The organism is Microcoleus sp. FACHB-SPT15, from assembly GCF_014849525.1.
Lineage (GTDB): Bacteria > Cyanobacteriota > Cyanobacteriia > Cyanobacteriales > Coleofasciculaceae > Symplocastrum > Symplocastrum torsivum.
On record NZ_JACJNU010000049.1, the window covers coordinates 118,345 to 144,527 of the forward strand.

Annotated in this window: 24 protein-coding genes; 14 read left to right on the plus strand and 10 right to left on the minus strand. The window is 45.7% G+C overall.

Annotated features, from left to right (window positions below; genetic code table 11):
• From H6F98_RS16575 to H6F98_RS16600, 6 genes are all read right to left on the minus strand, one after another.
• Entirely contained in the window at window positions 1-1,017 is a 1,017-nt protein-coding gene (locus H6F98_RS16575) for a SpoIIE family protein phosphatase (RefSeq protein ID WP_192219803.1), read from the minus strand.
• 8 nt (window positions 1,018-1,025) lie between these two features.
• The gene (locus tag H6F98_RS16580; RefSeq protein ID WP_192219804.1) at window positions 1,026-1,406 is read right to left on the minus strand and encodes an anti-sigma regulatory factor; all 381 of its coding nucleotides are present in this window, start codon (window positions 1,404-1,406) and stop codon (window positions 1,026-1,028) included.
• A gap of 4 nt (window positions 1,407-1,410) precedes the next feature.
• Window positions 1,411-1,806: an STAS domain-containing protein gene (locus H6F98_RS16585; protein WP_192219805.1), complete on the minus strand. Its 396-nt coding sequence runs from the start codon at window positions 1,804-1,806 to the stop codon at window positions 1,411-1,413.
• Between the two features lie 14 nt (window positions 1,807-1,820).
• The gene (locus tag H6F98_RS16590; protein WP_242058566.1) at window positions 1,821-2,789 is read right to left on the minus strand and encodes an STAS domain-containing protein; all 969 of its coding nucleotides are present in this window, start codon (window positions 2,787-2,789) and stop codon (window positions 1,821-1,823) included.
• A gap of 471 nt (window positions 2,790-3,260) precedes the next feature.
• On the minus strand, window positions 3,261-6,755 hold the full coding sequence (locus tag H6F98_RS16595; protein ID WP_313929882.1) for a GAF domain-containing protein: 3,495 nt from the start codon (window positions 6,753-6,755) through the stop codon (window positions 3,261-3,263).
• 705 nt (window positions 6,756-7,460) lie between these two features.
• A complete protein-coding gene (locus H6F98_RS16600) occupies window positions 7,461-7,919 on the minus strand; it encodes an NADAR family protein (RefSeq protein ID WP_192219807.1) in 459 nt (152 codons plus the stop codon).
• A 713-nt stretch (window positions 7,920-8,632) separates the two neighbouring features.
• Between H6F98_RS16600 and H6F98_RS16605 the strand changes: the two genes are divergently transcribed.
• The 7 genes from H6F98_RS16605 to H6F98_RS16640 all read left to right on the plus strand — a co-directional run bounded on the left by H6F98_RS16605 (window position 8,633) and on the right by H6F98_RS16640 (window position 17,931).
• Entirely contained in the window at window positions 8,633-10,012 is a 1,380-nt protein-coding gene (locus H6F98_RS16605; RefSeq protein ID WP_192219808.1) for a hypothetical protein, read from the plus strand.
• 415 nt (window positions 10,013-10,427) lie between these two features.
• Window positions 10,428-12,419: a response regulator gene (locus H6F98_RS16610; RefSeq protein WP_313929883.1), complete on the plus strand. Its 1,992-nt coding sequence runs from the start codon at window positions 10,428-10,430 to the stop codon at window positions 12,417-12,419.
• Window positions 12,420-12,508: 89 nt separating this feature from the next.
• Entirely contained in the window at window positions 12,509-14,071 is a 1,563-nt protein-coding gene (locus H6F98_RS16620) for a response regulator (RefSeq protein WP_313929884.1), read from the plus strand.
• Window positions 14,072-14,235: 164 nt separating this feature from the next.
• Complete coding sequence (locus H6F98_RS16625; protein ID WP_192219809.1) at window positions 14,236-15,444, plus strand: anhydro-N-acetylmuramic acid kinase; 1,209 nt, start codon at window positions 14,236-14,238, stop codon at window positions 15,442-15,444.
• 170 nt (window positions 15,445-15,614) lie between these two features.
• The gene (locus H6F98_RS16630) at window positions 15,615-16,073 is read left to right on the plus strand and encodes a hypothetical protein (RefSeq protein ID WP_192219810.1); all 459 of its coding nucleotides are present in this window, start codon (window positions 15,615-15,617) and stop codon (window positions 16,071-16,073) included.
• 9 nt (window positions 16,074-16,082) lie between these two features.
• Window positions 16,083-16,256, plus strand: coding sequence for a hypothetical protein (locus H6F98_RS16635; protein ID WP_192219811.1), 174 nt, complete (start codon window positions 16,083-16,085; stop codon window positions 16,254-16,256).
• 139 nt (window positions 16,257-16,395) lie between these two features.
• Window positions 16,396-17,931 carry a serine/threonine-protein kinase gene (locus H6F98_RS16640; protein WP_192219812.1) on the plus strand — a complete coding sequence of 512 codons (1,536 nt, stop codon included), beginning with the start codon at window positions 16,396-16,398 and terminating at the stop codon, window positions 17,929-17,931.
• A gap of 78 nt (window positions 17,932-18,009) precedes the next feature.
• Here H6F98_RS16640 and H6F98_RS16645 read toward each other — a convergent pair whose 3' ends face one another.
• From H6F98_RS16645 to H6F98_RS16655, 3 genes are all read right to left on the minus strand, one after another.
• Window positions 18,010-19,419, minus strand: coding sequence for an NAD(P)(+) transhydrogenase (Re/Si-specific) subunit beta (locus tag H6F98_RS16645; RefSeq protein WP_192219813.1), 1,410 nt, complete (start codon window positions 19,417-19,419; stop codon window positions 18,010-18,012).
• Window positions 19,416-19,709 (minus strand): NAD(P) transhydrogenase subunit alpha, encoded by a 294-nt coding sequence (locus H6F98_RS16650; RefSeq protein WP_192219814.1) that lies wholly within the window; start codon window positions 19,707-19,709, stop codon window positions 19,416-19,418. Before H6F98_RS16650 ends, H6F98_RS16645 begins: the two co-directional genes overlap by 4 nt.
• 81 nt (window positions 19,710-19,790) lie before the next feature.
• Entirely contained in the window at window positions 19,791-20,942 is a 1,152-nt protein-coding gene (locus H6F98_RS16655) for a Re/Si-specific NAD(P)(+) transhydrogenase subunit alpha (RefSeq protein ID WP_192219815.1), read from the minus strand.
• Between the two features lie 815 nt (window positions 20,943-21,757).
• Between H6F98_RS16655 and H6F98_RS16660 the strand changes: the two genes are divergently transcribed.
• A complete protein-coding gene (locus H6F98_RS16660) occupies window positions 21,758-22,297 on the plus strand; it encodes a DUF2808 domain-containing protein (protein ID WP_199348571.1) in 540 nt (179 codons plus the stop codon).
• 26 nt (window positions 22,298-22,323) lie between these two features.
• Here H6F98_RS16660 and H6F98_RS16665 read toward each other — a convergent pair whose 3' ends face one another.
• Window positions 22,324-22,467: a hypothetical protein gene (locus tag H6F98_RS16665; RefSeq protein WP_192219816.1), complete on the minus strand. Its 144-nt coding sequence runs from the start codon at window positions 22,465-22,467 to the stop codon at window positions 22,324-22,326.
• A 161-nt stretch (window positions 22,468-22,628) separates the two neighbouring features.
• Here H6F98_RS16665 and rpmH point away from each other — a divergent pair, with 161 nt between their 5' ends.
• The 6 genes from rpmH to H6F98_RS16695 all read left to right on the plus strand — a co-directional run bounded on the left by rpmH (window position 22,629) and on the right by H6F98_RS16695 (window position 26,147).
• A complete protein-coding gene (gene rpmH / locus H6F98_RS16670) occupies window positions 22,629-22,766 on the plus strand; it encodes a 50S ribosomal protein L34 (RefSeq protein WP_192219817.1) in 138 nt (45 codons plus the stop codon).
• 72 nt (window positions 22,767-22,838) lie between these two features.
• Entirely contained in the window at window positions 22,839-23,243 is a 405-nt protein-coding gene (gene rnpA / locus H6F98_RS16675) for a ribonuclease P protein component (protein WP_192219818.1), read from the plus strand.
• Window positions 23,233-23,625, plus strand: a complete 393-nt coding sequence (locus H6F98_RS16680) for a PH domain-containing protein (protein ID WP_192219819.1) — start codon at window positions 23,233-23,235, stop codon at window positions 23,623-23,625. Before rnpA ends, H6F98_RS16680 begins: the two co-directional genes overlap by 11 nt.
• 217 nt (window positions 23,626-23,842) lie before the next feature.
• Window positions 23,843-24,994, plus strand: coding sequence for a membrane protein insertase YidC (yidC, locus tag H6F98_RS16685; protein ID WP_192219820.1), 1,152 nt, complete (start codon window positions 23,843-23,845; stop codon window positions 24,992-24,994).
• A gap of 86 nt (window positions 24,995-25,080) precedes the next feature.
• On the plus strand, window positions 25,081-25,587 hold the full coding sequence (locus H6F98_RS16690; protein ID WP_192219821.1) for a R3H domain-containing nucleic acid-binding protein: 507 nt from the start codon (window positions 25,081-25,083) through the stop codon (window positions 25,585-25,587).
• A gap of 56 nt (window positions 25,588-25,643) precedes the next feature.
• Entirely contained in the window at window positions 25,644-26,147 is a 504-nt protein-coding gene (locus H6F98_RS16695; protein WP_192219822.1) for a DUF177 domain-containing protein, read from the plus strand.
• Window positions 26,148-26,183: the final 36 nt, after the last annotated feature.

The following is a 26,183-nucleotide window of genomic DNA, read 5'->3' on the forward strand; positions in this document are numbered from 1 at the left end:
CTATCCTCCCATCTCTCCCTCACGGGCAACTAACACAGTTACGTCATCCCGACCTCGGTTGAAATCCCGGTACAACACTCCAGCGATGAGACTGGGATGTCTGGTTACCAAGCCAGCATAGCGGTCTAAGCGCCATTGTGTGCCCAATCCATCAGAGTGCATAATCAAAAGCCCTCCTTTAGACCACGGATAGACAAACTCCTGAATCTTGCGAACCTCATGCCCAACCGTGCCGTTGTAGGAAACCAGGTTGTTGTTTTTTTCCGGAGAAAGAATCGTGCCAGAAATGTTTCCGACACCAGCAAAACGCACGGTAAGGCGTTCAAAATCAACTTCCGCGATCGCTAAAGCAGCTCCGCGTGTACTTCGCAGTGCCGCGTGTGCCACCTCAACAATCTCTTTAGGACTTTTGCCCAGATTCTCTCGAAATACCCTTACCGCTTCACGAGAGGCAAGGGCGGCTTGTGAACCATGACCCAAACCATCTGCCACCAAGAGCAAATAGCGACCTGAATCTTGATCAATTGCCCAAGCATCCCCCGAAACATCCTCACCTGTCTTGGGTAGACACACGACACCACTTTCTAGATAGTTGGCTTGCGACCTTGCAGGTAAGTCATTAGCCCAGAGGTGGCTTAATAAGGCTGTGCCCCCATTCGGAACAGAATAAAGATCAAAAAAAGCGGAAAGGCGGCTAATTGCCCCCAAGCCAGTTCCAGGAGTTCCTGCTGTAGAAAAGCCATCACGCAGGCACTCGTTGATGTTGCTTATCCCTGGTCCTTTATCTAAGGCTAAGATTTCAATGCCCTCGCTCTTGTCTCTGGTCAAAGGTTGTAGCAGTAGTTTGCCATCTGTGGCGTGCCGAACGAGGTTATTTGCCACTTCTGTAACCACAATGCCGACTTTCCCTCGCTCAGTCTCGTTGAAGCCAAGACGACTCGCAAGAGCGATCGCCATCCGTCGCGCTTCACCTGCCTGACTAGACTCTAAAATCGGTAAGGCAACGGGTTCTGTCATGATTTAAGTCATTTCCATTTGGTAATAGTAACGCAGGTGCCTTCTCCGACTTGGGAAACGATCTTGAATTCGTTGACCAGCCGCTTTGTTCCACTTAAGCCCATACCCAGTCCGTTACCAGTCGTGAAGCCGTCTTTTAGGGCTAGTTCAATGTCTGGAATTCCTGGTCCCTTGTCTTCAAACGTCAACTGTAGACCTTGACGAATTCCATCCTGTAGGACTTCCAGCTTTACTGTGCCGCCCCCGCCATAGTCCAGGGTGTTGCGGGCAAGCTCACTCGCTGCGGTGACAATCTTAGTCTGATCTATCAGACTAAAACGCAGTTCCACAGCCCACTGACGCACGGCTTGCCGTACTAGTACAACATCGGCAGAGGACTGGATGCTCATTGTTTCAGACCTCTGTCTGTCCATTTGCGCTCTCCGTGGAAGACGCTGCCAACGAGGCACGGAGGCGAGCCATTCCCTTTTCAACGTTTAATGCCGTACTAATTCCTGTTAAGGAGAGTCCTAACTCGACCAGAGTAATGGCAACTGCTGGCTGCATTCCGACAACAACCGTTTCGGCATCCAGTATCCGCGACATTTTGGCGATGTTTCCCAGTATCCGCCCGATGAAGGAATCAACAATTTCTAAGGCTGAGATATCAATCAGCACACCGCGAGCACTAATTTGGGTAATTCGGTTGGTCAGGTCGTCCTGTAAGGTCATTGCTAAGCGATCGTGCATATCGACCTGAATTGTCACTAGAAGGAATTCGCCCATTTGGAGGATGGGAATACGTTCCATAAACTCTCCTGGCTCTATAGTGTCCCACTTTTGGAACGACTGATTGTTGCCCCAGTTCGCTTTAGGGCAAGAGCAAAAGCATCGGCAAGTGAAGCTTTTGTGACCATATCCGCGAGATCTACGCCCAGGTAGACAATGGTTTGAGCGATCTGGGGACGAATGCCGCTAAGGATACAATCAGCGCCCATCAGACGAGCCGCTGTTACTGTCTTGAGTAAGTGTTGAGCCGTTAGGGTATCTACGGTTGGCACTCCTGTAATGTCAATGATTGCCACTTCCGAACCCGTCTCGACAATTTTCTCCAAGAGAGACTCCATCACCACTTGGGTACGGGCGCTATCAAGGGTACCAATAATCGGTAGGGCTAAAATCCCGTCCCACAGTTTCACAACAGGCGTTGAAAGTTCTAACAACTCCTCTTGCTGCCGCATGATCACTTGATCGCGGGTTTTCTGATAAACCTCAGTTGTCCAAAGCCCCAACTCGTCCAGCAGGTTACTTGCTAACAAAATGTCTTCAACTAAAGCTGCGCCATCCTGTGCGAGTTCGGAGCGGAGGTGGTTGAATAGGGGTTGCTTAAAGGAGAAAACAAAGGTTGCCGTTTCCGATGGTGTAAAGCCTTTCTGGGAACGAGTTCGGGAAACACTTGCCAACATTTCGCGCACTCCCTTCCACTCTGGGGCTTGAGTATCACTCAAGTCACTCTGCTGTACAGCAGTTTTAAATAGCTCCAAAAACTCTCTGCACTCTTCTCGCAACTCTGCCTCTTTGAGCAAACCATGGCGGTTACCATGAGCCAATTGCTGTTGGAGCCAGTCCTCTAACAGTTGAGTTTTGTAATTTGTAAAAATCTCTGGAATTTTACTTTTGCCGCTCAAGTCCATAAAAAATCCTCGAAGTTGGAACCCCCTGTCCTCAGACGGTAGAGGAAAACGATTAGACGACTCAAGTTCCAGTGTTCCACCCGCCGAGGGTTCACTCATTATTACAGGTCAATTATTCTAAACTTTCCGGTTAACTAGCACGAGTGGTGCCGTAGAACTGTGAAGTGGTGGGAAATTTACGGGCGGCGCTTCAAGAGTGCCAAAGGATAAGTTAACTACTACTGGAGGTATTCCTTAAAGGCTGATTGACCTACTTATTATAGGTACAAAGTGGGTCAACTGCTGCGGACACTCTATTCCACGGGGCTGTTCTCTACAGACAAAGTAAATAGACCTCTTGCTCTCATTCCTTTTCATCAAATTCTGGGGCAGGCGGGATGCCTACTCCACCAGAAAAAAGGCTATGAGTGGGATGAGCCGAAAAGCCCGACCTAGCTATTGCTCTTCAAGAGGTTTAATGTATAGCAGTAGCCACGAATGTTAGGGCATTAAGGGGAGAAGAGCGTTCCTTAACTAGAGCCAATTTGACCCAAAGCTGACCGCCCAAAGCTGACTGCTGATGGCTATACATTAGCTGAACACTTGATTAGTAGAGTTAGCTTCTGTTGCTCGACATGCCTGTTGTCGCGTGGGAATTTCAATCCAAAACTCGGTTCCCTCTCCGGGTTTGGAAAAACACTGAAAAACGCCACCATGTTTTTCCACGACAATTTGGTAACTAATAGAAAGCCCTAAGCCTGTGCCTTTTCCAATCGGCTTGGTTGTAAAAAATGGGTCAAAGATTTGAGATTTTGTCATTTGGCTCATCCCAGGCCCGTTGTCAGAAATTTGAATAACGACATCTTCAGCAGAAGCATTATTTTGAATGGTGTTGAGGGGCATGGAATAATTTTCCCTATCCCCTACAAAGGGTTTCATCCCAGTGCGGATGGTGATCTGGCTCTCTTCGATTTGAGTTCCCTGTAATAACCGGATGGTATGGTACTCTTCTAGAGCATCGATCGCATTACTCAGGACATTCATGAATACTTGATTGAGCTGACTGGCATAGCACTCAACTAAGGGTAATTCTCCATAGGCTTTAACAATCTTGATGCCGGGATAATTAGGCTTATTCTTCAGGCGATGTTGCAAAATTAAGAGTGTACTGTCTAAGCCTTCATGAATATCCACTGGCTTCATCTCAGCTTGGTCAAGGCGGGAGAAATTCCTTAACGACAGCACTAGCTTACGGATGCGCTCAGTACCGATTTTCATGGAAGCAAGGATTTTTGGTAAATCTTCGTCCAGGAAATCTAAGTCAATACTCTGGGCAAGCTGGGCAATCTCTGGATTGGGATTGGGATAGTGTTTTTGATACAGGTGTAGGAGAGTCAGTAAATCCTGAGCATACTGGCTGGTGTAGGCAAGGTTGCCGTAGATAAAGTTGACAGGGTTGTTGATTTCGTGAGCTACACCCGCGACCAATTGCCCCAAGCTGGACATTTTTTCGGTCTGAATGAGCTGGGTTTGGGTTTGCTTGAGATTGTCGAATGCGATCGCAAGTTGTTCTGTCTGCTGAGTTGTCTTTGTCAGTAATTTCGCTTGCTGTAAGGCAACACCGAGGTGCGCTGCAATCTGGGTCACAAAATCTATTTCGGAGGCGTTCCACTGTCGCGATGTTCGGCATTGGTGGATACAGAGTAATCCCCAAAGTCGAGGGGGTGTCCCTGTCCCTTCTCCCCCTTTTAGCAATGGCACAACTAAGTTGGCTCGTACCTGAAATTTTGCCAAAATCTGGATGTGGCACTCACTTAAATTGGCATTGTAAATATCAGCCACTGCCTGAATTCGACCTTGATGATACTGAGCGGCAAACTGATTCCCGAAGCAGTGGTCGTAGATTTTTGAGTCAAGTGCTGGCGGCAAATTGGGTTGAACATCTTCAGAGATAAATGTTCCCTCATCGTAGCCAGAGTCAGGATTGAAGCGAAATATCGCAACTCGGTCAGCGTCTAGTAGTCGCCGGACTTCTGTCGTTGTTGCTTTGAAGATTGTCTCGACATCCAGGGATTGTCGGATTTTGGTAATGACTCCAAACAAGGCTTGCTGTTGTTGGGCAACTGTTGCGAGTTTTTGGGCTTGTGCTGTCGCTGTAGCGGCGGCGGTGCAGCTTTGTTCATACAGTTCGGCTTGCTGAATTGCAACAGCCGCTTGGTCAGCTAGCTGTTGTAGTAACTCAATTTCAGAAGCTTGCCAACGACGTGGTGCCTGACATTCTTGAGCAATCAAGAGTCCCCACAACTGTGCGCCAACTCCTATCGGGACGATTAGTGATGCCTGAATTTGGAACGCTGCCAAAAACTGTCGATGTTCTAGTGTGAGGTTGAATTGAGAGACATCGTTAATGACTTGTACGCTGCCTCCTTCGTATAGTTGACGCTGTGGGTCGGGAAAGTAGCCTTGAGGGTCACTGACTCCTAGAATTGATAAGCAGTTACCGTTGAGTGATTCCACAATCACTTGCCCTGGAGTGCTACTCGCAAATTGGTAAATTACTACTCGATCCGTATTCAGCAGGTGCCGGACTTCTCGCACTATTGTTTGCAGAGTAGTTTTTAAGTCAAGGGTGCTGCGGATTTGCTTCGTAATACGCTCCAAAGCCCGTCCCTGTTCCAATGATTGTTGTAATTTCGCCGTGCGCTCCTCGACTTGGCGTTCTAGATTAGTGTTGAGGGACTGGACAAGGGAGTAGAGTTTGTATTGCTCAATTGCCATCGCCAAATGACGACCTAACGCGATCGCAAGTTCACGATCATTCGCTGTCCACTCTTGAGATTCACCTCGTTTTAACTCTCGCCAAACTTCAAAAGAGCGACGAGGCAGTTGTTGTTTCGCACTAGGGTCAAATTGTCCTGCCCATAAGGTTTCGGTATCAACTTGAGGACGAAAGACGCTAAGGTAGCCCAAGAACCCACAGCGATAATACAACGGTAAAACCAATATTCCTCGAATTGCTGTCGAGTTAAAGGCTGAGGTGAGAATCTGTAAGTCTGGACTTTGATACAGGTTCGTCGTTGTTAGAGGTTCACAACCTTGTTGGAGATTAGGGATTGCTAAAGAGTCAGTTGATACATGCTTTGCTCTACTAATAGACTCCTTCCCATTCCCATTCCCATTCCCAATTCCCGATTCCCAATTCCCAATTCCCGATAAAGCCCAGGCTGAAAAGACCGGATGCTGTTCAATCGGGTTCTGTATTTGCCCATCCCAGGACGAGGGTTGAGTTCCGTAGACAAATACCTCAGCAGAATCAGCCGTTTTGTAAGGAGCAATATAGAGTCTGCCACCACAGCCTTGGAGTGCGGTAACAGTTTCTTCCAGTGCCGTTTGTAGTTCAATCGTCGGTAGGGAATGTAGGAGAGTGGAAACTCGGTTAATGGTTGCTTCGATAAAGTGCTGTTGACGCGCTTGAGACAGGAGATTGGATTGAGCGATCGCCATTGAAACTTGATCGACTACCAATTGCACAATTTGCAATTCCTGTCTTGAAATTGAGTGGGCTTGGGAATGATGTGACACGATTAAGCCCCAAAGTCGCTCTTGACTTGGCGTTGCCTGAATATCGTAATGCACAATCGGTAGTACTAATGAAGAGGCGACACCCATGGCTGTGAGGTAAGCCGCATGGCAGGGGTCTACAGGGCGATAGTAGAATTCTTCAACCACAGGGCGATCGCTAGAAGCAACAGCATCCATAGGCGAGAATCCAATCATCCCAGCAGCAACATCGACGATTGAACGTAGGCGTACTGTCAGGTAAAGCTGCCGAGCAGTTTCAGGAATATCATCGGCTGGAAAGTTTAGCCCTTTGAGAGACGGAAGGCGATTGTCTTGAATAGACTCTGCCATCACTTCTCCACTGCCAGATTTGTGAAATCGGTAAACCATTACCCGATCAGTTCTCAAAAAGGCACGGATTTCACTTACCGTCGTTGTTAGGATTTCTTCTAATTCCAGAGATTGACGAATCCGATTAGTGATTCGACGCAGTAAATCTTCCTGGTTAAGCTCTGGCTGTCGCACTGTCGTACTCTCTCTAGGATTTTTTCTAGTTATGCACCCGCCATAAATGTTCGATGAAGGCTTTCTCTGTACAAGCATTTTCTTACCTAAAAGCCAATCAGGACATACATACAACCCTGAAAGTTCATAAAAATTAAGCAAACTTAGCTACTTCTTGTACTTGTTCTATAGAATATACACAGATAAGGATTTTTAGTTAATCTCTCGTGTGTTTACGGGTTGGTGTAATTCAGCGAAGCCGTCGTTTCGGGATAGATGAATAGGCATTAGTTATCAGACAATCTGTCTCACTTCCTCATTCCAAACTCTTAAAACAGTGAGATTTATGGTTGTTCACAACTCAGTTCCTTGCCTAAACGTAAAGACAAGATGTGAATCGCGGGATGAAGATCGAGGCTTTTTCATTGTTGATGTGTGATTCTTTAGATAAGTAATGAGGGCAATTTATTTAATAGACTGATTCCTGTCCAATGGTAACTGAGCCATGTAAAGCCAAGCTCACCTAGGAAAATGGACAAATCAAGGGTTAAAGTGCATTACAGGTGTAATACTTCTTGAAAAAGCTTCAAGTGAATAAAAGATGATGTTATTGTTAATATTCTAATCTTGAAAGCTTCAATCCGTCGAATTCTGGAAATCGCTCATCAAGAAAAAGTTTTGACTTGAGGCGTTAGGGCTTAATTCTTACTGCCGCTTGCCACAATGCTAGGTTATTTGCTGCCGTTGTCGGATTTCTTGGCGAACATTCATGAGAATTTTCCCTAATTGGTTTTGACCCGTTTTATCTTGACCACAGCCCCAGTAATAATCAACAGGAGAGTCTTCCACAATCAGTTCTTCGCCAGTATCAAGCAGAATTGCCTGAATATCGGTATGGGTGAGAAATTTGGTTAAAACACCTTGCCACATGACTTGTGACTTCACCTGCTCCCAGTCGGAACGAAGTTTGCGAGTGCGATCGCGTCCTAAGGTTGCCGCATCCATCGGTGTTGGGGCATCGCGAATCACAGCGATTAAGGCTTCATCTTCAGTACCGACAAATTTGTGAGCTTGGTAGTAATGCTCCACAGTTTGCCAATACAACTCCTTGATTTGAATTGGATGGGGGGAGAAGTTGGAAAAGCAACCGTAGGGTTCAGTAACCTTATAAAAGTAAATCGTCATGTCAAACTATTTGTTCTATGCCCAGAGTAAAATATTGGAGACCTTTTCTTTAGCCAAGCTCTGCCTTTAGATAGTTGCCAGATTTAAAAAAGTGTCTCTGCCTTGGTCTAAATACTCTGCGAAGTGAGATTAGACAGTTCAACAGATTAACGATGTCATCTGACTAGAGGCTGACCCACACAAAGGCGTAATGCATATCTCCAGCAAGGCTGAGAGAATAGTTGTTGGGTTAGCTACTCTCTTTTAAGGATAGGATGGGTAACCGCTTTGTCCATCCCCTGTATAGGTGTCAAAGAGTCGGCACACGACAACTCAATGTTATAGAAATAGAAATAGAAGCTGTATCCAGAATCAAACTGAATCAAACCGAGTCATTCGTTTTTCTTCCCCAGTGGAGGCGCAGTACGCACCTAAAAATGCTACCGAATAATATTAGTAACTCAAGTTGCCAAGCCGTTATTTATGATCAACTCTCTAAATCGCGACTCTGCTTCTCTGGCATGGATCAATTTTCAACTCGGTAGAAAATCAGGAAAAAGAGTTTCTATTGGCTCTTCCACAAGACACTAAAAAAAAGCAAAGCTGTATCGTAATATACATTTAGTCAAGATTAGCTAGCTTTAAAAGTTAATATAAGATTAGCTAATGTTCAAAGCATCCACAATCCATGCTACTAAAGTTTCAATTAATTTAAATTTAGGCTAGGTGCCGTTATGGACTTTGAAGAAAATTATCAACAATGCTTAGATAAATTACTTTGGGTCAACGAGCAGTTAGAGGTAAAAATTCCTCAAGCCCAACTTTATAAAATTGCTAAGCTTATTGTTCAAACAATGACAGGCCCTTGGCGCTATTTTCATTCAACCGAACATATTTTTGAAGTCGGTGGATATAGAGATGCGATTGAAGTACTAGCGGCTTTATTTCACGACATAGTATATGTACAAGTGGATGGAAGTGTAAATTTTAACCTCACCTACTATCTGACTCCTTTTATTAGAGAAGAGGAGGGGAAAATGTTTATTCAAGAGAAAAGTGAATATAATCGTGATTCCGACTTTGAAATGGTAGCTGCGATCTTTGGTTATGTTCCTGGGCAGCCGCTTTCTCCTTTTTCGGGGCAAAATGAATTTTTGAGTGCTGTCGTTACTGCCAAGGTTTTATCAGCTTTTTTGAGTCCGTCGCTAATCGTACAGATAGTTGCTTGTATTGAAGCCACGATTCCTTTTCGCTCAAAGTCAGAATCAGGGTTGAGTCCTTGTGAAGTCTTATATGAGCGACTGAAGTTAACTAATGAGCAGTTCAATCTTCAGTTGACAGAGGAAGAAATCATTCAAACCTTGAAGCGCTCAGTAAGAGTGGCGAACCGCGATGTATATAGCTTTGCTAATCAGAGTTCTGCTATCTTTTTATCCAGCACTTGGAGTTTGTTACCGGAAACTAACCATAATCTCCAGAAATCGGGTTCTTACACGGTTCGTGATTACCGAATTGCCATGCAAAAGATGGCAAATTTCATGAATTTTCTCAATCCAGATCTGATTTTCCGTCAGTTCCAAGGAGAACCGGATGACCAAACCTATCAAAGCTTGGTTGAGCAAGCGAGGACGAATCTGCAAGCGGGACGGCTTTACTTGGAGAGCAAACTCGTTACAATCGCTATTCTTGAAGCTTTGTCTTTACGAATCGGCTCAGATGTTTCTCTATCAATCATTATGGGGGAATTACCGGGTTCGGGAGTTTCTGTCGGTCGGTTGGTAGAGTATTTTCCTGATATTCATAAGGTTTATCAACCTGCAACTGATACTGAAATAACAGTATTGAATTTATTTGAAGTCGGACGAAGTAATAATACAAGTTACGATCTCAAAACTTCGCCCTTAACTGCCTTTATCGCTAAATACGTTGGATTTGATGAAATTCGAGAAATGCGATCGCACTCGTATTCCTTTTTCCAAGGAACTATTTCTTCCGAAGAATTTCTGACTAATTGCAATCCGGCTCTCATTACAGTCATCACTAACGGTGTAATCAAACTCTTGGAAAATCGTAAGGCAGCATTGCTTGGTTCTTGGAAATCGCGCATGTCTTAAAATAATCTATTTAGATAGTCGCTTTTTAGGACTAAGAGAACACAGACACTTTCATCTTCCTCTGTTCTCTCACGAAGTTAAGGATAGGTTATCGAATTATTCATACATTAATTTTAGGTTAAGCCAACATCTTCTTCGTGGGCAGTTATCAAGTATTGGTCAGTAGCTCACTCTAATTAAATATGCTACAAAAATTACATATTTCACACTTGTTTTACTTTAGATAAAATATAAATGTAATCCTAAAAAATATAATTTATTACCCTAAGTTTTAACCCTAACTTTACTTTGATTGAAATACAATCAAAGGAATCATAGCAGTAATCCAATCATCCAGTGCTTAGGCTCATCATTAAGCTAGGGCGACGCATCTACTAGGCAATGTTGAGTACACTCTCGCTACAAACTATTAATTGTGCTTGTTCAAATACCAGATAGGCTTACGCTTGATTCACGTCTGGCAGACCTCCCAACACATGACTTTCAAGTTAGCTTAACAACCTTGGGGGAGGTAGTCGTAAAAAAGTTTCAGCGCCAGCCTGAGTTACCAGGGGTAATGATTACGAATGATAGTCAAATCGTAGGCATGATTTCTAGAACTCAATTCTTTGAATGGCTCAGTCGTCCCTATGGATTAGAGACTTTCCTGAAACGTCCAATTAAATCCCTTTGGAGGATGATTGCGGATAGTGGGGAAATTGCTGATGTAGAAAAATTCCTAGAAAAGCATCTCGTGTTGAGTGCGACTTGCCCTATTGATAAAGCCGTAGAACTTGCTCTCAAACGTCGAACCTCCTTAGCCTATGAACCGATCATTATTGAATGGGCAGATGGGCGGCGGCGGTTACTCGATATGCAGGTTTTGCTCTTGGCTCAATCTCAGCTCTTTGCCCTAGCCAAAGAAGCGGCTGATACCGCCAATCGGGCTAAAAGCGAATTCCTTGCCAATATGAGTCATGAACTACGTACTCCCCTAAATGCCATTCTCGGCTTTACCCAGGTAATGAACCGAGATCCATTTCTATCTACTGAACAGCAACAACATTTGGGCATTATCAATCGCGCTGGTGAGCATCTGCTGGAATTGATCAACGACATTCTCGAAATGTCCAAAATTGAGGCAGGCAGAATTGCCTTGAATGAAACTAGCTTTGACTTGTATCGCTTGCTAGATAGTCTCCGCGAGATGCTACAACTCAAAGCCTCATCCAAAGGCTTACAACTTCTTTTTGACTATGCACCAAACGTCCCTCGATACGTACAAACCGACGAGCGGAAGTTGCGAGAAGTTCTGATTAACCTTCTCGGTAATGCCATCAAATTTACTCAACACGGATGTGTGACGCTGCGGTTAAGTATGCGGAATGGGGACAAGGAAGAAAAGGAGGAACTTTCTGAAAACGCAGCCTTATCTCCCTACTCCCTATTCTTCGAGGTGGAAGACACAGGAGCAGGTATTGCTCCAGAGGAAATAGAGCAATTGTTTACTGCTTTTGGGCAAACAGAAACAGGTCGTAAATCGGGAGAAGGTACGGGATTAGGTTTACCGATTAGTCAAAAATTTGTGCAATTGATGGGGGGGACTATTACTGTCAGTAGTAATCCCGGTCAAAGGACAACGTTTGCTTTTGATGTCCGAGTGAAGCTAGCTCAAGCGGCTGACATTCCAAAGACTCACCCAACCAGTAGGGTTATTGGCTTAGCACCTGACCAGCCGAACTATCGCATCCTGGTGGTTGAGGATCGTTTAGAGAGCCGTCTACTGTTGGTCAAGTTGCTAACCTCTTTAGGCTTTTCTGTCCGTGAAGCTGAGAATGGTCAAGAAGCTCTTGAACTATGGTCAAGTTACTCGCCGCACCTGATCTTGATGGATATGCGAATGCCTGTAATGGATGGGTATGAGGCTACCACACAGATCAGAGCGCATCTCAAAGATCAGACAACAGTAATTATTGCCCTGACTGCTAGTGTCTTTGAGGAGGAGCGAAATATTGTCTTGTCAGCAGGTTGTGATGACTTTGTGCATAAGCCTTTTCGAGAAGAGGTACTTCTAGAAAAAATGGCAGAACATTTAGGGGTGCGTTATCTCTATGAAGAGGTAAAGTCGCCAGATGTTGTGTCTGGAGATGGCGCTTTCGAGGAAACTCAGGGTGAGTTTATGATAACTGACCAATCCCTCTCGCTTCACTTATCCCAAATGCCAACTGAGTGGATAGAACAACTGCATCAGGCAGCAAATAAATGTTTTGATCATGTGATTATTCAGCTTATTAAAGAAATACCACACGCTCATGCACCTTTAGCGATCACGTTGGAAAATTGGGCAAATAATTTTCTTTTTGAGCAAGTTATAGATTTAATTCAACAGGTACAGGTAAAAGAACCATTATCCGCTATAAAAAATTAGAAGCGTCAAACCTAATCTGAAACTAGGTGGTAGGTGGTAGGGGAGAGGGGTTTTCCTCGCCATGTTTGTGTACTGAACTCAAATTACAGATGAACAGTAATCAAACTGAGACAACTAAAGGAAACATTCTTATCGTTGATGATACGCCAGACAATCTGCGCCTTTTGTCAGCTATTTTGACTGAGCAAGGCTATGAAGTTGGCAAAGCGCCCAATGGTCAAATGGCATTGAGGGCGGCTAAGACAGCCCTACCTGATCTCATTTTGCTCGACATTAATATGCCGGATATTGATGGTTATGAGGTTTGTAAACGCCTGAAGGCGGATGACAAAACTAAGGATATTCCTGTAATTTTTATTAGTGCTCTTGATGAGGTTTGGGATAAAGTCAAAGCCTTCCATGCTGGTGGCGTGGGCTATGTGATTAAGCCATTTCAGAGGGAAGAAGTTTTGGTTCGCGTCGAGAATCAACTTGTGATCGCACGTCTTCGCTCATCCTTTCAGAAACAAAATGTACACTTGCTGCCGGAGACTCCAAAGCTTTTGGTGCAGGAAGGACAAGGAAAAATTTTTGAATCAACTTCTCTCGTATCTCTTGAACAGGTAACTAGAGGAAATATTCTCATTGTTGATGATACCCCAGACAATCTGCGCCTTTTATCCACGATTCTGACTGAGCGAGGCTATGAAGTTGGTAAAGCGCGTAACGGACAGATAGCATTGAATGCCGCTAAGGCTGCCCTACCTGATTTAATTTTGCTCGACATCAATATGCCGAATATGAATGGCTATGAAGTTTGTGAATACCTGAAAGCAGATGACCAAACTAAGGAGATTCCCGTAATTTTTATCAGCGCTCTCGATGAGGTTTTGGATAAGGTCAAAGCTTTTAAGGTTGGTGGCGTAGACTATATTACTAAGCCATTTCAGGGTGAAGAGGTGTTGGCTCGTGTTGAGAATCATTTAAAACTTCGTGCCCTCTCGAAAGCACTGCAAAAAGAACAAGAAAAATCAGAGAATTTATTGTTAAATATTTTGCCTCAGGCGATTGTTGAGGAGCTAAAACAAAATCAGAGGGCTACGCCTACACAGTATGAGGAAGCAACATTTTTGTTTGCTGATATTGTTGGCTTTGCGCCCCAGTCCTTTTCTATGACTCCTACAGATGTGGTTAACTTGCTAAATCAGGTGTTTTCTATCTTTGATCAGCTAGCCCAGCAGCATGGTGTTGAGAAAATTAGAACAATTGGGGATGCCTATTTTGTAGCAGGGGGACTGCCTGTCGTGCGAAACGATCATGCTGAAGCCATTGCTGAGATGGCACTGGATATGCAAAAAGCGATCGCACGTTTCCAATGGCCCAATGGTGAACCCCTAAAGCTGAGAATTGGCATTAACACGGGTGGCCCTGTGGTAGCGGCTGTGATTGGTATCAAAAAATTTGCTTATGATATTTGGGGGAATGCTGTAAATATTGCCTGTCGGATGGAGACGCAGGGAGTCGCAGGACGTATTCAAGTTACGGCGGATACTTATGAACGGTTGCAGGATAAGTATGAGTTTGAAGAACGGGGCGTAATCGGCGTTAAGGGTAGGGGAGAAATGACGACTTATTGGTTGTGCGATCGCAAACACCCAAGCTCAATTTCCTAGATTGAGTAAATAGAAAGCAAGATTGTGCAGTTCATCTAGTTGGTTAACAGTTCTGCTGCGACTAATCCTTTTTGGATTGCAAGGATTGCGGCTTGAGTGCGATCGCGTACTTCCACCCAATAATATTGAGTCTTGTGAAACCTAACTTATGAGCGACTTCCAAAATGACTCGTGTAATTGGTTTAATCAGTGGCACATCTGTAGACGGAATTGACGCAGCTTTGGTGGAAATTTCTGGTACGGATATCAATTTGCAAGTGGAACTGGTGGCTGGGGAAACTTATCCATACCCAGATAGTTTGAGAGAGCAAATCTTAGCGGTTTGTGCTGGTGCCTCTCTTTCAATGGCAGAGTTAGCCGAATTGGATGATGCGATCGCTTTTCAATTTGCCCAAGCAGCACAAGAAATTCAAGGCAACTCTCCCTCAGCTAGCTTAATTGGTTCACATGGTCAAACCGTCTATCACCGCCCACCTGTAAAGCAGGGAAGTCAACAAACTCTAGAAGAACCCCTTCCCACCTCTCCATCATCCCATCTCCCCATCACCCAACTGGGATACACTCTGCAATTGGGACGGGGAGAGGTTATTGCCCAACTGACAGGTATCAAAACAATCAGCAATTTTCGTGTAGCTGATATTGCAGCTAAGGGACAGGGGGCACCACTAGTGTCAAGAGTGGATGCTTATTTGCTCTCGTCACCAACTCAACATCGGTGTATTCAAAACATTGGTGGAATTGGCAACCTTACATACCTCCCAGCCCGTCAAGGCAATTGGCTAGAAGCAATCTGCGGCTGGGACACAGGCCCCGGTAATGCTCTTTTAGATTTAGCGGTGCAGCACTTTAGTCACGGCAGCCAAACCTACGATCAAGATGGTAACTGGGCGCGTCAGGGTACCCCCTGTCAGGCACTGGTTGAACAGTGGCTTAGCGAAGACTTTTTCCACCTATCACCGCCAAAGTCTACAGGACGAGAGTTATTTGGTGTTGATTACCTAAATCGCTGCTTGGCAGAAAGTACAGCTTACCACTTGAGTCCTGCTGACACTCTGGCAACACTGACTGAACTGACTGCATCCTCAATTGTCCACAGCTACCACAACTTCTTACCCAAAATGCCGGACGAAGTCCTCTTATGTGGGGGGGGGGGTCGTAATCTTTACTTAAAGCAGCGTCTACAAGCCTTGATGGAGTCTGTGCAGGTACGAACAACGGATGAGGCTGGAGTAAGTGGAGATTTTAAAGAAGCGATCGCCTTTGCTGTTCTAGCCTACTGGCGCTCTCTTGGTATTCCTGGTAATCTTCCTCAAGTTACGGGGGCAGCAGCCGCCGTACCGTTAGGGAATGTCTATGCTCCAATAGAGTCTTAGTACAGAGTTCGGTGTAGTATGTAAGACTCCGGTTATACTCTTAATGATACTTACCGCCTTTCATCCTCATCTATGCCACTTTGGGAATCCGTCTACTTAAGTTAATGACTAATCCTTAGTTGAGAGAATGAAAGAGGCGATGTGTTGCATTACAAGCAAAGGTAAAAACCGTGGCTCACACCTTTTTAATGGAGGCGGGACGCTGGACACTCCAGGGAAATTGGCTGGAGCGAAATGGAATGCCAATAGCGGTCAAAGGTAAGACGATCGTTGCCTGGGGTCGGGAAAACTGGTTTACTATGGTCACAAAGCTAGTTTTTCCTGATAGCGATCGCGAAGATATTTCTTTTCAGTATCGAGGGCGTCTTGACGCTGGTGAGCGACAGTACACCTTTGTTTTACAACACAGTGTCTTAGGTCGTGTTGAGGGAGAAGGCTGGGTCACTCCGGAATCCATTGTGCAACGCTACTGGGTCTTAGGCGATAAGCAACGGCGTAGTGGCTTTGAGACAAGGCACCGGCTTGATGAAAACACCTACTACCTATCAAGTGGCATTATGGCAGGTCACTATCTCACAAGCACCATGGAGGCAACTCTAGAGCGTCAGCCAGAATCACCCTATTCTTGAGTTTAAATAGTGGGTGAGTTTAATTTAACAGACGAGCAACTAGGCGGTGGCTTGCTCAATGTCCCCAAAATAACTATTTCTTTTCTTGCAAGAGAGAAATTAATTGTAGGCAATCCCAACGCCGCCTCAGCTTGCTTTGTTTCCTACTCGACTCATCTAGGAATCGTTAAAACGATGACCTGAGCAAGCTGGGTCAACTTGTATCACAATCGCTGGAAAGTTATGAGGAAATACTTTTCCTTGAAACCTCCTAAATTATGTTCTAACGAAATCGATCGCTAGGTATATTTCACAACTGCTTCAAGCTGCACCCACTTAAATCATGTTGACAGACCCTAACACTGGTCGCTTACTCGCCAATCGCTATCAACTCGTTGAGCTGATAGGCAAAGGCGCTATGGGTCGAGTTTATCAAGCCAAAGATATGTTGCTGGGAGGCGTCATCGTCGCCGTCAAGTTTCTCTCCCAAGCCTTACTAAACAAGAAAATGCGCGAACGCTTTGAGCGGGAAGCAACCATCTGTGCGCTGCTCGGCGAGAAAAGCAATCACATTGTTCGCGTCAGAGACTACGGCGTGGATGAAAATGATATTCCCTTTTACGTCATGGAATATCTGGAAGGAGAAAACTTAAGTGCAGTGATTCGACCGCACCCTCTTCCTTTACCTCGATTTTTGAACATCACCCGCCAAATCTGCCTAGGGCTGCAATACGCTCATAAAGGCATCATTATTGAAAATCACCTCTCCCCAATCGTCCACCGCGATATTAAGCCAAGTAATATTCTTATTATCCAAGACACCTCTTTCGGTGAACTCGTAAAAATCCTTGATTTTGGGATTGCTAAACTTCTCCAGGAAGACAGCTCTCAAACTCACTCGTTTATGGGCACGATGGCTTATTGTTCTCCCGAACAAATGGAGGGGAAGGAACTCGATAACCGCTCAGACATTTATAGTTTAGGCGTAGTGATGTTTGAAATGCTCACCGGGGAGATGCCGATTGTGGGAGAAACGCATTCCTTCGGTGGTTGGTACAAAGCGCATCACTTTTCACCTCCCAGATCGTTTGAATCTGTTAACCCCAGATTGAGATTACCAAAGGCGCTAGAAAATCTAGTAATGAGCTGTCTGGCAAAAGACCCAAAGGCTCGTCCTCAAAACGTTACGGAAGTCCGACAGACTTTAGAATCTTTAGAGCAACGCTTTGGTCGGGGTCAGCAACTGGGTCAGCGCATTGGTGCCGCACTATCCAAATTACCCGTTGTCACCGACTTACAACAAAAGCCTTCTCTTAGTGCTGATGAAATTTGTTGGCAGGCTTCCTGGCCCAAGGACAAACCCATCGCTGCGATCGTCTTTCCTCATATCATTACTAATGGCAGTGAAGCTTTAGCCACACTCTGGGTAATGCTAAACAAACAGGACATTCAGAATCGTCAGGTAAGTACACGATACAACCATTTCCTGTTTCTAATGTCACCTCATCCAATGATGCTCTGGATTACGGCTCTGCACAACCGTGAACATGGAGCGCGGTGGCTTCCTTGCTACTTAGACCTCAAAACAGCGATCGGTCAAAGAATGGTTAGGCGCTTGGGCGAAACTGGATGCTATCGTATTTTATTCTTTGCCTTAACAGAACCAGAACATTGCGCTAATGTGATGACTTCAACGATCGCCCCTATCCAACGCAGACGGTTCATAGATTGGGCAAATACGAGTCAGACATTAATCACCACTACTCAGCCAGAGCTGAGTAAGAGAATCCTCAAGCAAGAGTTTGAGAAACTCAAGCCGAAGATTTTGATGAAGTTGGAGACGATTTACACTGGCGATACTACTGATATTTCGGATTAGGGATTGGGAATTGGGAAAAGCGTAGAGCTAAGTTAGTTTCAGAACTCCCTGTCACTAGTCACCAATCCCCATCCCCGATTAGAGCTGCTTGACTTCAGACACTAGCTGCGCTACGACATCCTTAGCACTGCCAAAGAGCATCATGGTTTTGTCTTTGTAGAACAGGTCATTATCGACACCTGCAAAGCCTGTACTCATCCCTCGCTTAATGACGATCGCATGTTTTGCCTTGTCTACCTCTAAAATCGGCATTCCATAAATGGGGCTACCCGCATCACTGCGTGCGGCTGGGTTAACTACATCGTTCGCACCAATCACCAGCGCGACATCCGTTTCCTCAAACTGGGGATTGATGTCATCCATATCATACAACTGAGGATAAGGTACATTCGCCTCTGCCAATAACACATTCATGTGTCCCGGCATCCGACCCGCAACAGGGTGAATCGCGTATTTTACCTCAACGCCTTTCCCTTCTAGCTGGTCAGCCAACTCGCGCACTGAATGTTGTGCTTGAGCCACTGCCATACCATAGCCAGGAATAATCACCACTGAGCGGGCATATCCCAACATCATTGCCGCTTCTTCGGGATCAACGCTCTTGACGGTCTTATCTTGGTTGCCACTGCCACTAGCACCAGCCACTGCCGATTTTCCACCTCCTCCAAATGCACCAAACAGCACACTTGTCAAGGAGCGGTTCATCGCTTTACACATAATCTGGGTCAGGATGATGCCCGACGCACCGACTAAGGCACCAGCAATGATCAACATATTGTTCATCACTACAAAACCAGCAGCACTCGCGGCTAAACCTGAGTAGGAGTTCAGTAGAGAAATCACCACTGGCATATCGCCACCCCCAATTGGGAGAACGAACAACACACCGAGTAAAAGGGAAATCGCAACCAGCCCTAGGAATACTGAGATATTGGCTTGTGTGACGATGAGATAGCCACTTGTGACGAGAAAGCCAATCAATAGCAGAGCATTAACAGGTTGTTGCAAAGGGAACGTAATCGGGGCACCAGGCAAGAGACCTTGCAATTTGGCAAAGGCGACAAAACTACCTGTAAGTGTGATACCACCAATTAAGACACCGAGAATGATCGTAATCGTGGCGTCGAGAGATACAGGTTCCCCAGTACTAAGTAATCTCCAGAACTCTCCAATCGCCACTAAAGCCGAGGCAGCCCCCCCAAGACCATTGAGCAAACCAACCATCTGGGGCATATCGGTCATTTCGACTTTATAAGCTGCGATCGCACCCAGTACTGAACCAATCGATAGCCCCACGATAATCATTGGGTAGTTCAACACCTGCCGATCCAGTAGTGTCACCACTACTGCCAAGAGCATCCCTACCGCTGCTAAGGAATTACCCCGGCGGGCTGTTGCTGGTGAACCCAACTGCTTCAAACCCACAATAAATAGCGACGCTGCAACTAAATAACTCAGCTCGATCCCCGTAGGCAGAAAGTCAATCACGCCTTCACCTCTTTTTTCTTAAACATTTGCAACATCCGATCCGTGACTAAGAAACCGCCCACTACGTTGATGGTTGCCAGGACTATGGCAATTAAGCCCAAAATCACAGTGATATTCCAGTCTTTTGGGCCAGAAATGAGTAGCGCCCCAATCACAGCGATGCCAGAAATTGCATTCGCCCCAGACATTAAAGGGGTATGAAGTGTTGGCGGCACTTTGTTGATCACTTCAAAACCAACAAATGACGCTAAAACAAAGACAAACAAACTTGCAAGTAATGCTGTTGTCATAAACTGAACTAAGTTTTTCCGATACTAGACGCAATAATTTTGACGCGATTGACAAGCGCGAAAGAGAGTAGTTGCCTGAAATTAAACCGCTGCCCTAACCTGATCTAGAGCATCCTTGACTCGTTGGTTCCGAATTTCCCCTGCGTGAGTCACGCAAGTGCTACCAATGATGTCATCGTCAAAGTTCAGTTGTAATTGGCCATCTTTAACCAAGTACTGCAACAGGGTAGAGATGTTCTTGGCATACATCTGACTGGCATGTATTGGCATGGAAGAGGGTAAGTTAATCGGTCCGATAATCGTAACACCGTGTCTTACAACGTCCTTACCCGGTTCGGTGCCTGCACAGTTGCCACCTTGTTCAGCCGCGAGGTCAACAATCACGGAGCCAGGGTTCATCTGGGCTACCATTTCTTCAGTGACAAGTAACGGGGCTTTTCTTCCAGGAACCTGAGCTGTTGTGATCACGACATCGGCATTCTTTACGTGTTCAGCCACGACTTCTTGAGTGCGCTGCTTGGACACCTCAGAGACTTCTTTGGCGTAACCTCCTGCGGCTACGGTTTCTTCGTCTAGCTTGACTTCGACGAATTTGGCACCGAGACTTTGCACTTCTTCCTTAACGGCTGGACGGATATCAAAGGCTTCAACGATAGCTCCCAAACGTCGTGCTGTTGCGATCGCTTGTAGTCCTGCAACCCCTGCTCCCATCACAAATACCTTCGCAGGCTTGATGGTACCAGCTGCTGTGGTCAACATCGGGAAGAACTTGGGCAGTGCTGCCGCTGCAATCAGTACAGCTTTGTATCCAGCGACACCCGCCTGAGATGACAGGGCATCCATACTCTGCGCTCGGCTAGTACGAGGAATCAGCTCCATCCCAAACGCCGTTATTTTCCGATTGGCTAGGTGCTGTGCCACCTCTGGTAACCCAAGCGGATTGAGGAAGCTAATCAAGACGCTTCCTTCCCGCATTTGATTAATTTCATGTTCTTTGGGGACACCTACTTTCAGTAGGACATCTGCCTCACTCCAGAGGGTAGCTGCATCATGGATAATCTTGGCACCAGCAGCTTCATAGGCATCATTACTAAAGAATGATGCCTCACCCGCACCGCTTTCTAACCAGATTTCTAAGCCCTGTTTGACTAATCGGGCGACGATATCAGGAATCAAGGCGACGCGATGCTCACCAACTTCTACTTCAATTTCTTTAGCGATCGCTATTCTCATGAACGCTCCTTGCAACTTCAGCTAGTGATAACGATAAAAACTTGCCTCAAACAAAACCAATTACTTCAACCTCCGACCCAGCACTTCACTGGCAGCACAAAAAAGCACTAGCACAGTGCAGGTAGCCAGCCGATCAAGTAAGGAAAACAAATCTCGTCATAATTTGCATCCTATGTTGCACTCCAAATCCTGATCGCTATCTTTAACTTCTCTTAGGAATTCGATGTTTAGGCAGTAACAAATCTTAGAGTTGATCTGGGATTATCAAGTGGCGTTTGTCATACAACTTAAAATAAGTTGAGTAGAGGAAATAGGTCAAAATCCCTATTCCATAAAGAATTAAGGTTAGATACGGTTCTTAGTACAAACGCTCACTTTGGTAAGTGTTCTTAACAATTTGAATTAAAGCTTGCGACATTGTTGTGTATGGATTGCTGAATTGATAAGAATCTTTGCCGCTTTCTCACAGTTTCTCCTTTTTGATCAAAGGGGAGTCAACCCGGATTTGGGATCAGAAGCTTTTCCAGGTAATGGGGAAAGAAACACGGTTAAAAAGCTTACAACCATCAGCCGCAGCTAAATATCAATCCGTAGTGGCACTTTTGGGGAACTTTTTACGTCAGGGTAAAGTAAGGAGTAAAGGGCAACGGTGGGATTAGAGTGATCGCTTTGTTAAAAGGCTGGGTAGAGAATACTCCCTCTCTCCTATTTCATCTTCTTCAGTCATTATTCAAAGAGACTTAACTCTGATAAAGTCAAGAACAGTAAATTTTAGTAACGAACGTCAATACTATACCGTTAAGAGCAACAAACCTATGTTCTCCACAAAATCATCCATACGCCGCCTGTTTAGTGCCCTGGCAGTTACGGGTTGCCTACTTACAGGTGTTGCCGCTACTAGTTGGGCGCAGAATAACTCCGGATTAACGCTGTTTAGCGGAGTTCAGCGTGGAAATCAGCTGAACTATTACCTAGATTTTGGGGGTCGCCCTAACCAATTCGATCGTTATCGGCTGCGAATCCCTGCCAAGAAAATGGAGTTGGGAGTCTCCCAGTTTGCCATTTCTTATCCTGACTATTACAACGGCAAGTTTGACCTAAACAAAATCGAGGTGCGGGTTAAGGGCGATGCGGTTCCTCTGTCCAATGTCGAGTGGGATCAGGAGAATCATGTTGTTCAGATTGAGTTGGAGGAGCCAATTTCTGCGGGTAATAAAGTCGAGTTAGTGTTTTCTAACGTGAAAAACCCGCCATTTGGTGGGATTTATTACTTCAATTGCCAAATTTTGACACCCGGTGATGTTCCACTACCCCGTTACCTGGGTACATGGATTTTGAGCATTGGTCAAGGTTAGAATTCATACTCTCACAACGGGATGTTCTAGTATTGGTCGCTCATCGTTATTAGTAGAGGCGTGGTTAAGGAAAGCTGTGGCATACCGCTTTGCGATCGCGTCTCTATGCCGTCAGTTACTGATAACCCATAACAATGAACCAGAATTGTAGGAACAGGAGTAATTTTCATACAACTCCTTGATTGGGTGTAAAGCACCTGTCTCGTATTAATGTTGTGGGAAATTACGCCTCAAGCGTTTCTTGAGCAAGCTTTCCCCTAGTCAAGGTGCTAATGTAATAGACTGTGGCTCTTTTACAAAACGTCAAATCGCTTTTTTGAAGTAATCGCTCATGACTCAACGTACTCTTCGCGGTACCAGCCGTAAGCAAAAAAGAACATCTGGTTTTCGCGCCCGGATGCGAACCAGAACTGGTCAAGCTGTAATCAAAGCTCGTAGAAAAAAGGGACGTTATCGTCTCTCTGTCTAGTTGTGGTTTGTTGCTACAGGGCAATCGCACTCTTGTTGCACTGTTGATTGTACTCTTGTGGGAGAGTTGTCCGTGGCATTGCCTCAATCCAATCGGCTCAAGCACCGGCGAGATTTCCAGACGATTTATCAAAAAGGAATTCGTCGCTCAGGGCGTTATTTAACATTGCGGGGTCTGCGGCAGCGTAATAATGTCGTAGACACCCCACCTTTAGGTAAGTTACTGCCCTTGGATGAGAGCAAGCCTCCAACTCGGATTGGCATTTCTATTAGCCAAAAAGTTAGCAAAAAAGCCGTGGTTCGTAATCGAATTAAGCGCCAAATTCGGGCAATTTTCCGCCAATTTTTGCCACGTCTCTCACCGGGATGGCAACTGGTCGTGGTAGTTAGACCAGGAGCTGACGAGTGCGATTATGGGCAAATTTTGCGAGAATTAGAGCAGTTGTTAGCAGAAGCAGAGGTGCTTAATGGGCATTAAAGAGGAAACGTTCTTTGAAGGTGGCCCTCATGTTGGTGATTTGATTATTAATATTTTGATAGGGTTTACAGTTGTTGGCTTGCCCTTAACTGTTGGTGCAATTGTGCGATCGCTTTGGTTACGCTATCGAATTACGGATCGCCGTATCTCTGTAACCGGGGGATGGCGAGGGCGCGAACGTACCGATCTTATTTATTCAGAAATTTCAAAAATTATCAAAGTTCCTCGTGGCTTTGGGGGGTGGGGGGACATTGTTGTCACCCTGAGAGATGGTAGCCGCTTGGAGTTGCGTTCAATTCCCCGCTTTCGCGAAATCTACGACTACATCGCTGAAAAAGTCTCACAAAAAACAGGTAAACCCATTGACTCCGTAAAGTCTTGAGGTAACAGGCACCTCAGCTATGCCCAATCAGATGTGACCCGCTAGGAAGAGAAATTAAGTCTCTAACCCTCAACTATTGCAATCTAATACTGTAAGAGAGGCGAACAACGTGCGGGTCATCTAAACGGTACATGTCGGATAACCAGCCTCGCATTTTGACAAATTTTAGATAAATTAGATTAGAAAACTCTACAGCGTCTAGGTTGACTTCATACGAATGGACTTTGGTATCGGGTTTCTTTCTAACAACGTAATGCTGCCAATCCTGGATTTCTTTTACGGGATTGTGCCAAGCTATGGTCTTGCCATCGTGGCGCTGACTCTAGTCATTCGCTTTGCCCTCTTTCCCCTAAACGCTGGCTCCATTCGCAACATGAGGCGTATGAAGATCACCCAGCCGCTGATGAAAAAACGGCAAGAGGAGATTCAGAAGCTCTATAAAGATGACCCAGCCAAGCAGCAGGAGGAGGTAAGCAAGCTCTTTAAAGAGTTTGGTAATCCCTTGGCAGGCTGTTTGCCCGTACTGTTGCAAATGCCAGTTTTATTTGCCCTATTTGCTACCTTGCGAGGGTCGCCGTTCTCAGATATCAACTACTCTGTGAACCTACAAATCTTCCCTAGAGAGCAACTTGAACTGATTCAACCGCAAGCGTTCGTAACGAAACCTCAAAATATTTACATTGCCGATGGCGTTCATGCTCCAGTCGCCGCTCTACTTCCCGCTGGCAACCGCTTAGTCGTTGGCGAAAAGACTAAAGTTGAGTTTCAAACGGTTGAGGGCAAGCCTCTAAGTAAATTTATAGCTGAGTATCCGGAAACTGAAATTGCTCCTAAATGGCAAATCACCAAAGGTGAGGAGCGGGTGCAAATTCAAGAGGACGGTACCATCGTCGCGCTGGAACCTGGAGAAGTCACACTTCAAGGTACTCTCCCTGGATTAGCCGCTAATCGAGGATTCCTCTTTATTGATGCTTTAGGGCGTGTGGGTGCCTTTGATGAAGATGGAGCAATCCATTGGGATATTGTCGGCATGATTATCGCCTTTGGAGTCAGCTTATACATCAACCAACTTCTTTCTGGTCAGAGTGGTGGTGATGCGGCTCCCCAGCAAGCAGCGATCAATAAGTTTACTCCCGTCTTGTTCTCTGGGATGTTCTTATTCTTCCCGCTTCCGGCTGGTGTGCTGATGTACATGCTGATTGCCAACATCTTTCAGACTGTCCAGACCTTCATCCTGATGAGGGAACCGCTTCCGGAAAATATCCAGAAGATGATGGAGCAGCAAGAGAAGGAGACAAAATCGTCGTCTGGAGAGACAAGAGAAGCACTGCCTTTTGAGCGGCGTTCCAAGAAGAAGGCTTCAAGTTAGACCCCTGTGGGCAGTTGCTCACAACGAACGATGAAAATGGCTTTTCCCCATTCCCTACTTCCTGAATCCCTATTTTCGAGAGAGTTATGAGCAACCAGCCAATGCAGAGAGGTCAGCAGTGGCTTGAAGAACTTCTGCACTTATCAAGCTTGCCTACCCGTGTTGAAGCCACAGATACCGACGAATCACAAGACGATAAGCCAAGCTACTGGCTAACAATTGATCAAACCCAACTAACTAGCGCCCATATTCAAACCTTAATCGGTCCAGAGGGCACAGTCCTTGATGCAATCCAGTACCTAGCTAATTCAATTTTGAATCTGGGTCAAGGTGAAGAACTTCAAGCCTCTTACACCGTTGAACTTGACGGCTACCGCCTCCGGCGTCAAGAGGAACTTCGGGCAATGGCGACAGACGCCGCCGAGCAAGTCCGCCAAACGGGTCAAGAGTTTGAAATGAAATCCTTGTCTTCGGCAGAACGGCGTCAAGTTCATACCTTTTTAAAGGAGTGTGACGACTTAGAAACGGAGAGTAGAGGGCAAGAACCCGATCGGCGCCTTGTTGTGCGTTTACGCTCTCAAAATGGCTCTTAACAATTAAAATTGGCTCACAACTGGGTGTGAGTCATTTGGAAAGTGGGATAAGTATCATGGAAGCGGTTCATATTCCTTGGCTGCTCAAGCTACCAGAGCAGACAAATGAAATTCAAGTTAATGAGTTGATTGCTGGTTTAGAAACCCTAACACCAGTGAGGGGACGCTTAAAAGTGAGGCATCAAGGTAATTACCTGGAGGTTTCGGCTCAAGCGGAAACGATTATTACTTTGACTTGTCACCGCTGTTTGCAGCAGTACAACCACCGTTTAAAACTGGATGCGTCAGAACTCGTTTGGTTAGACGAGTCAGCTAACCAACCGGATGCTGGACCTCTAGAGCGTGAGACGGCACTGGACGATTTGGTGGAAACGTTGCCGCCGCAAGGGTATTTTCAGCCTGATACTTGGTTATATGAGCAACTGTGTCTGGCAATTCCTCCACGGCAACTGTGTGACCAGCAGTGTCCAGGAATCCAAGTTACGGACACGGAGAGTGCCTCGCCTACGGATCGGCGTTGGGAGGCTCTCGAAGCGCTAAAGCGACAACTTCCCGGATAGTCTGCTCTGCTCAAGAGTTATGGGTTATGTTATGAG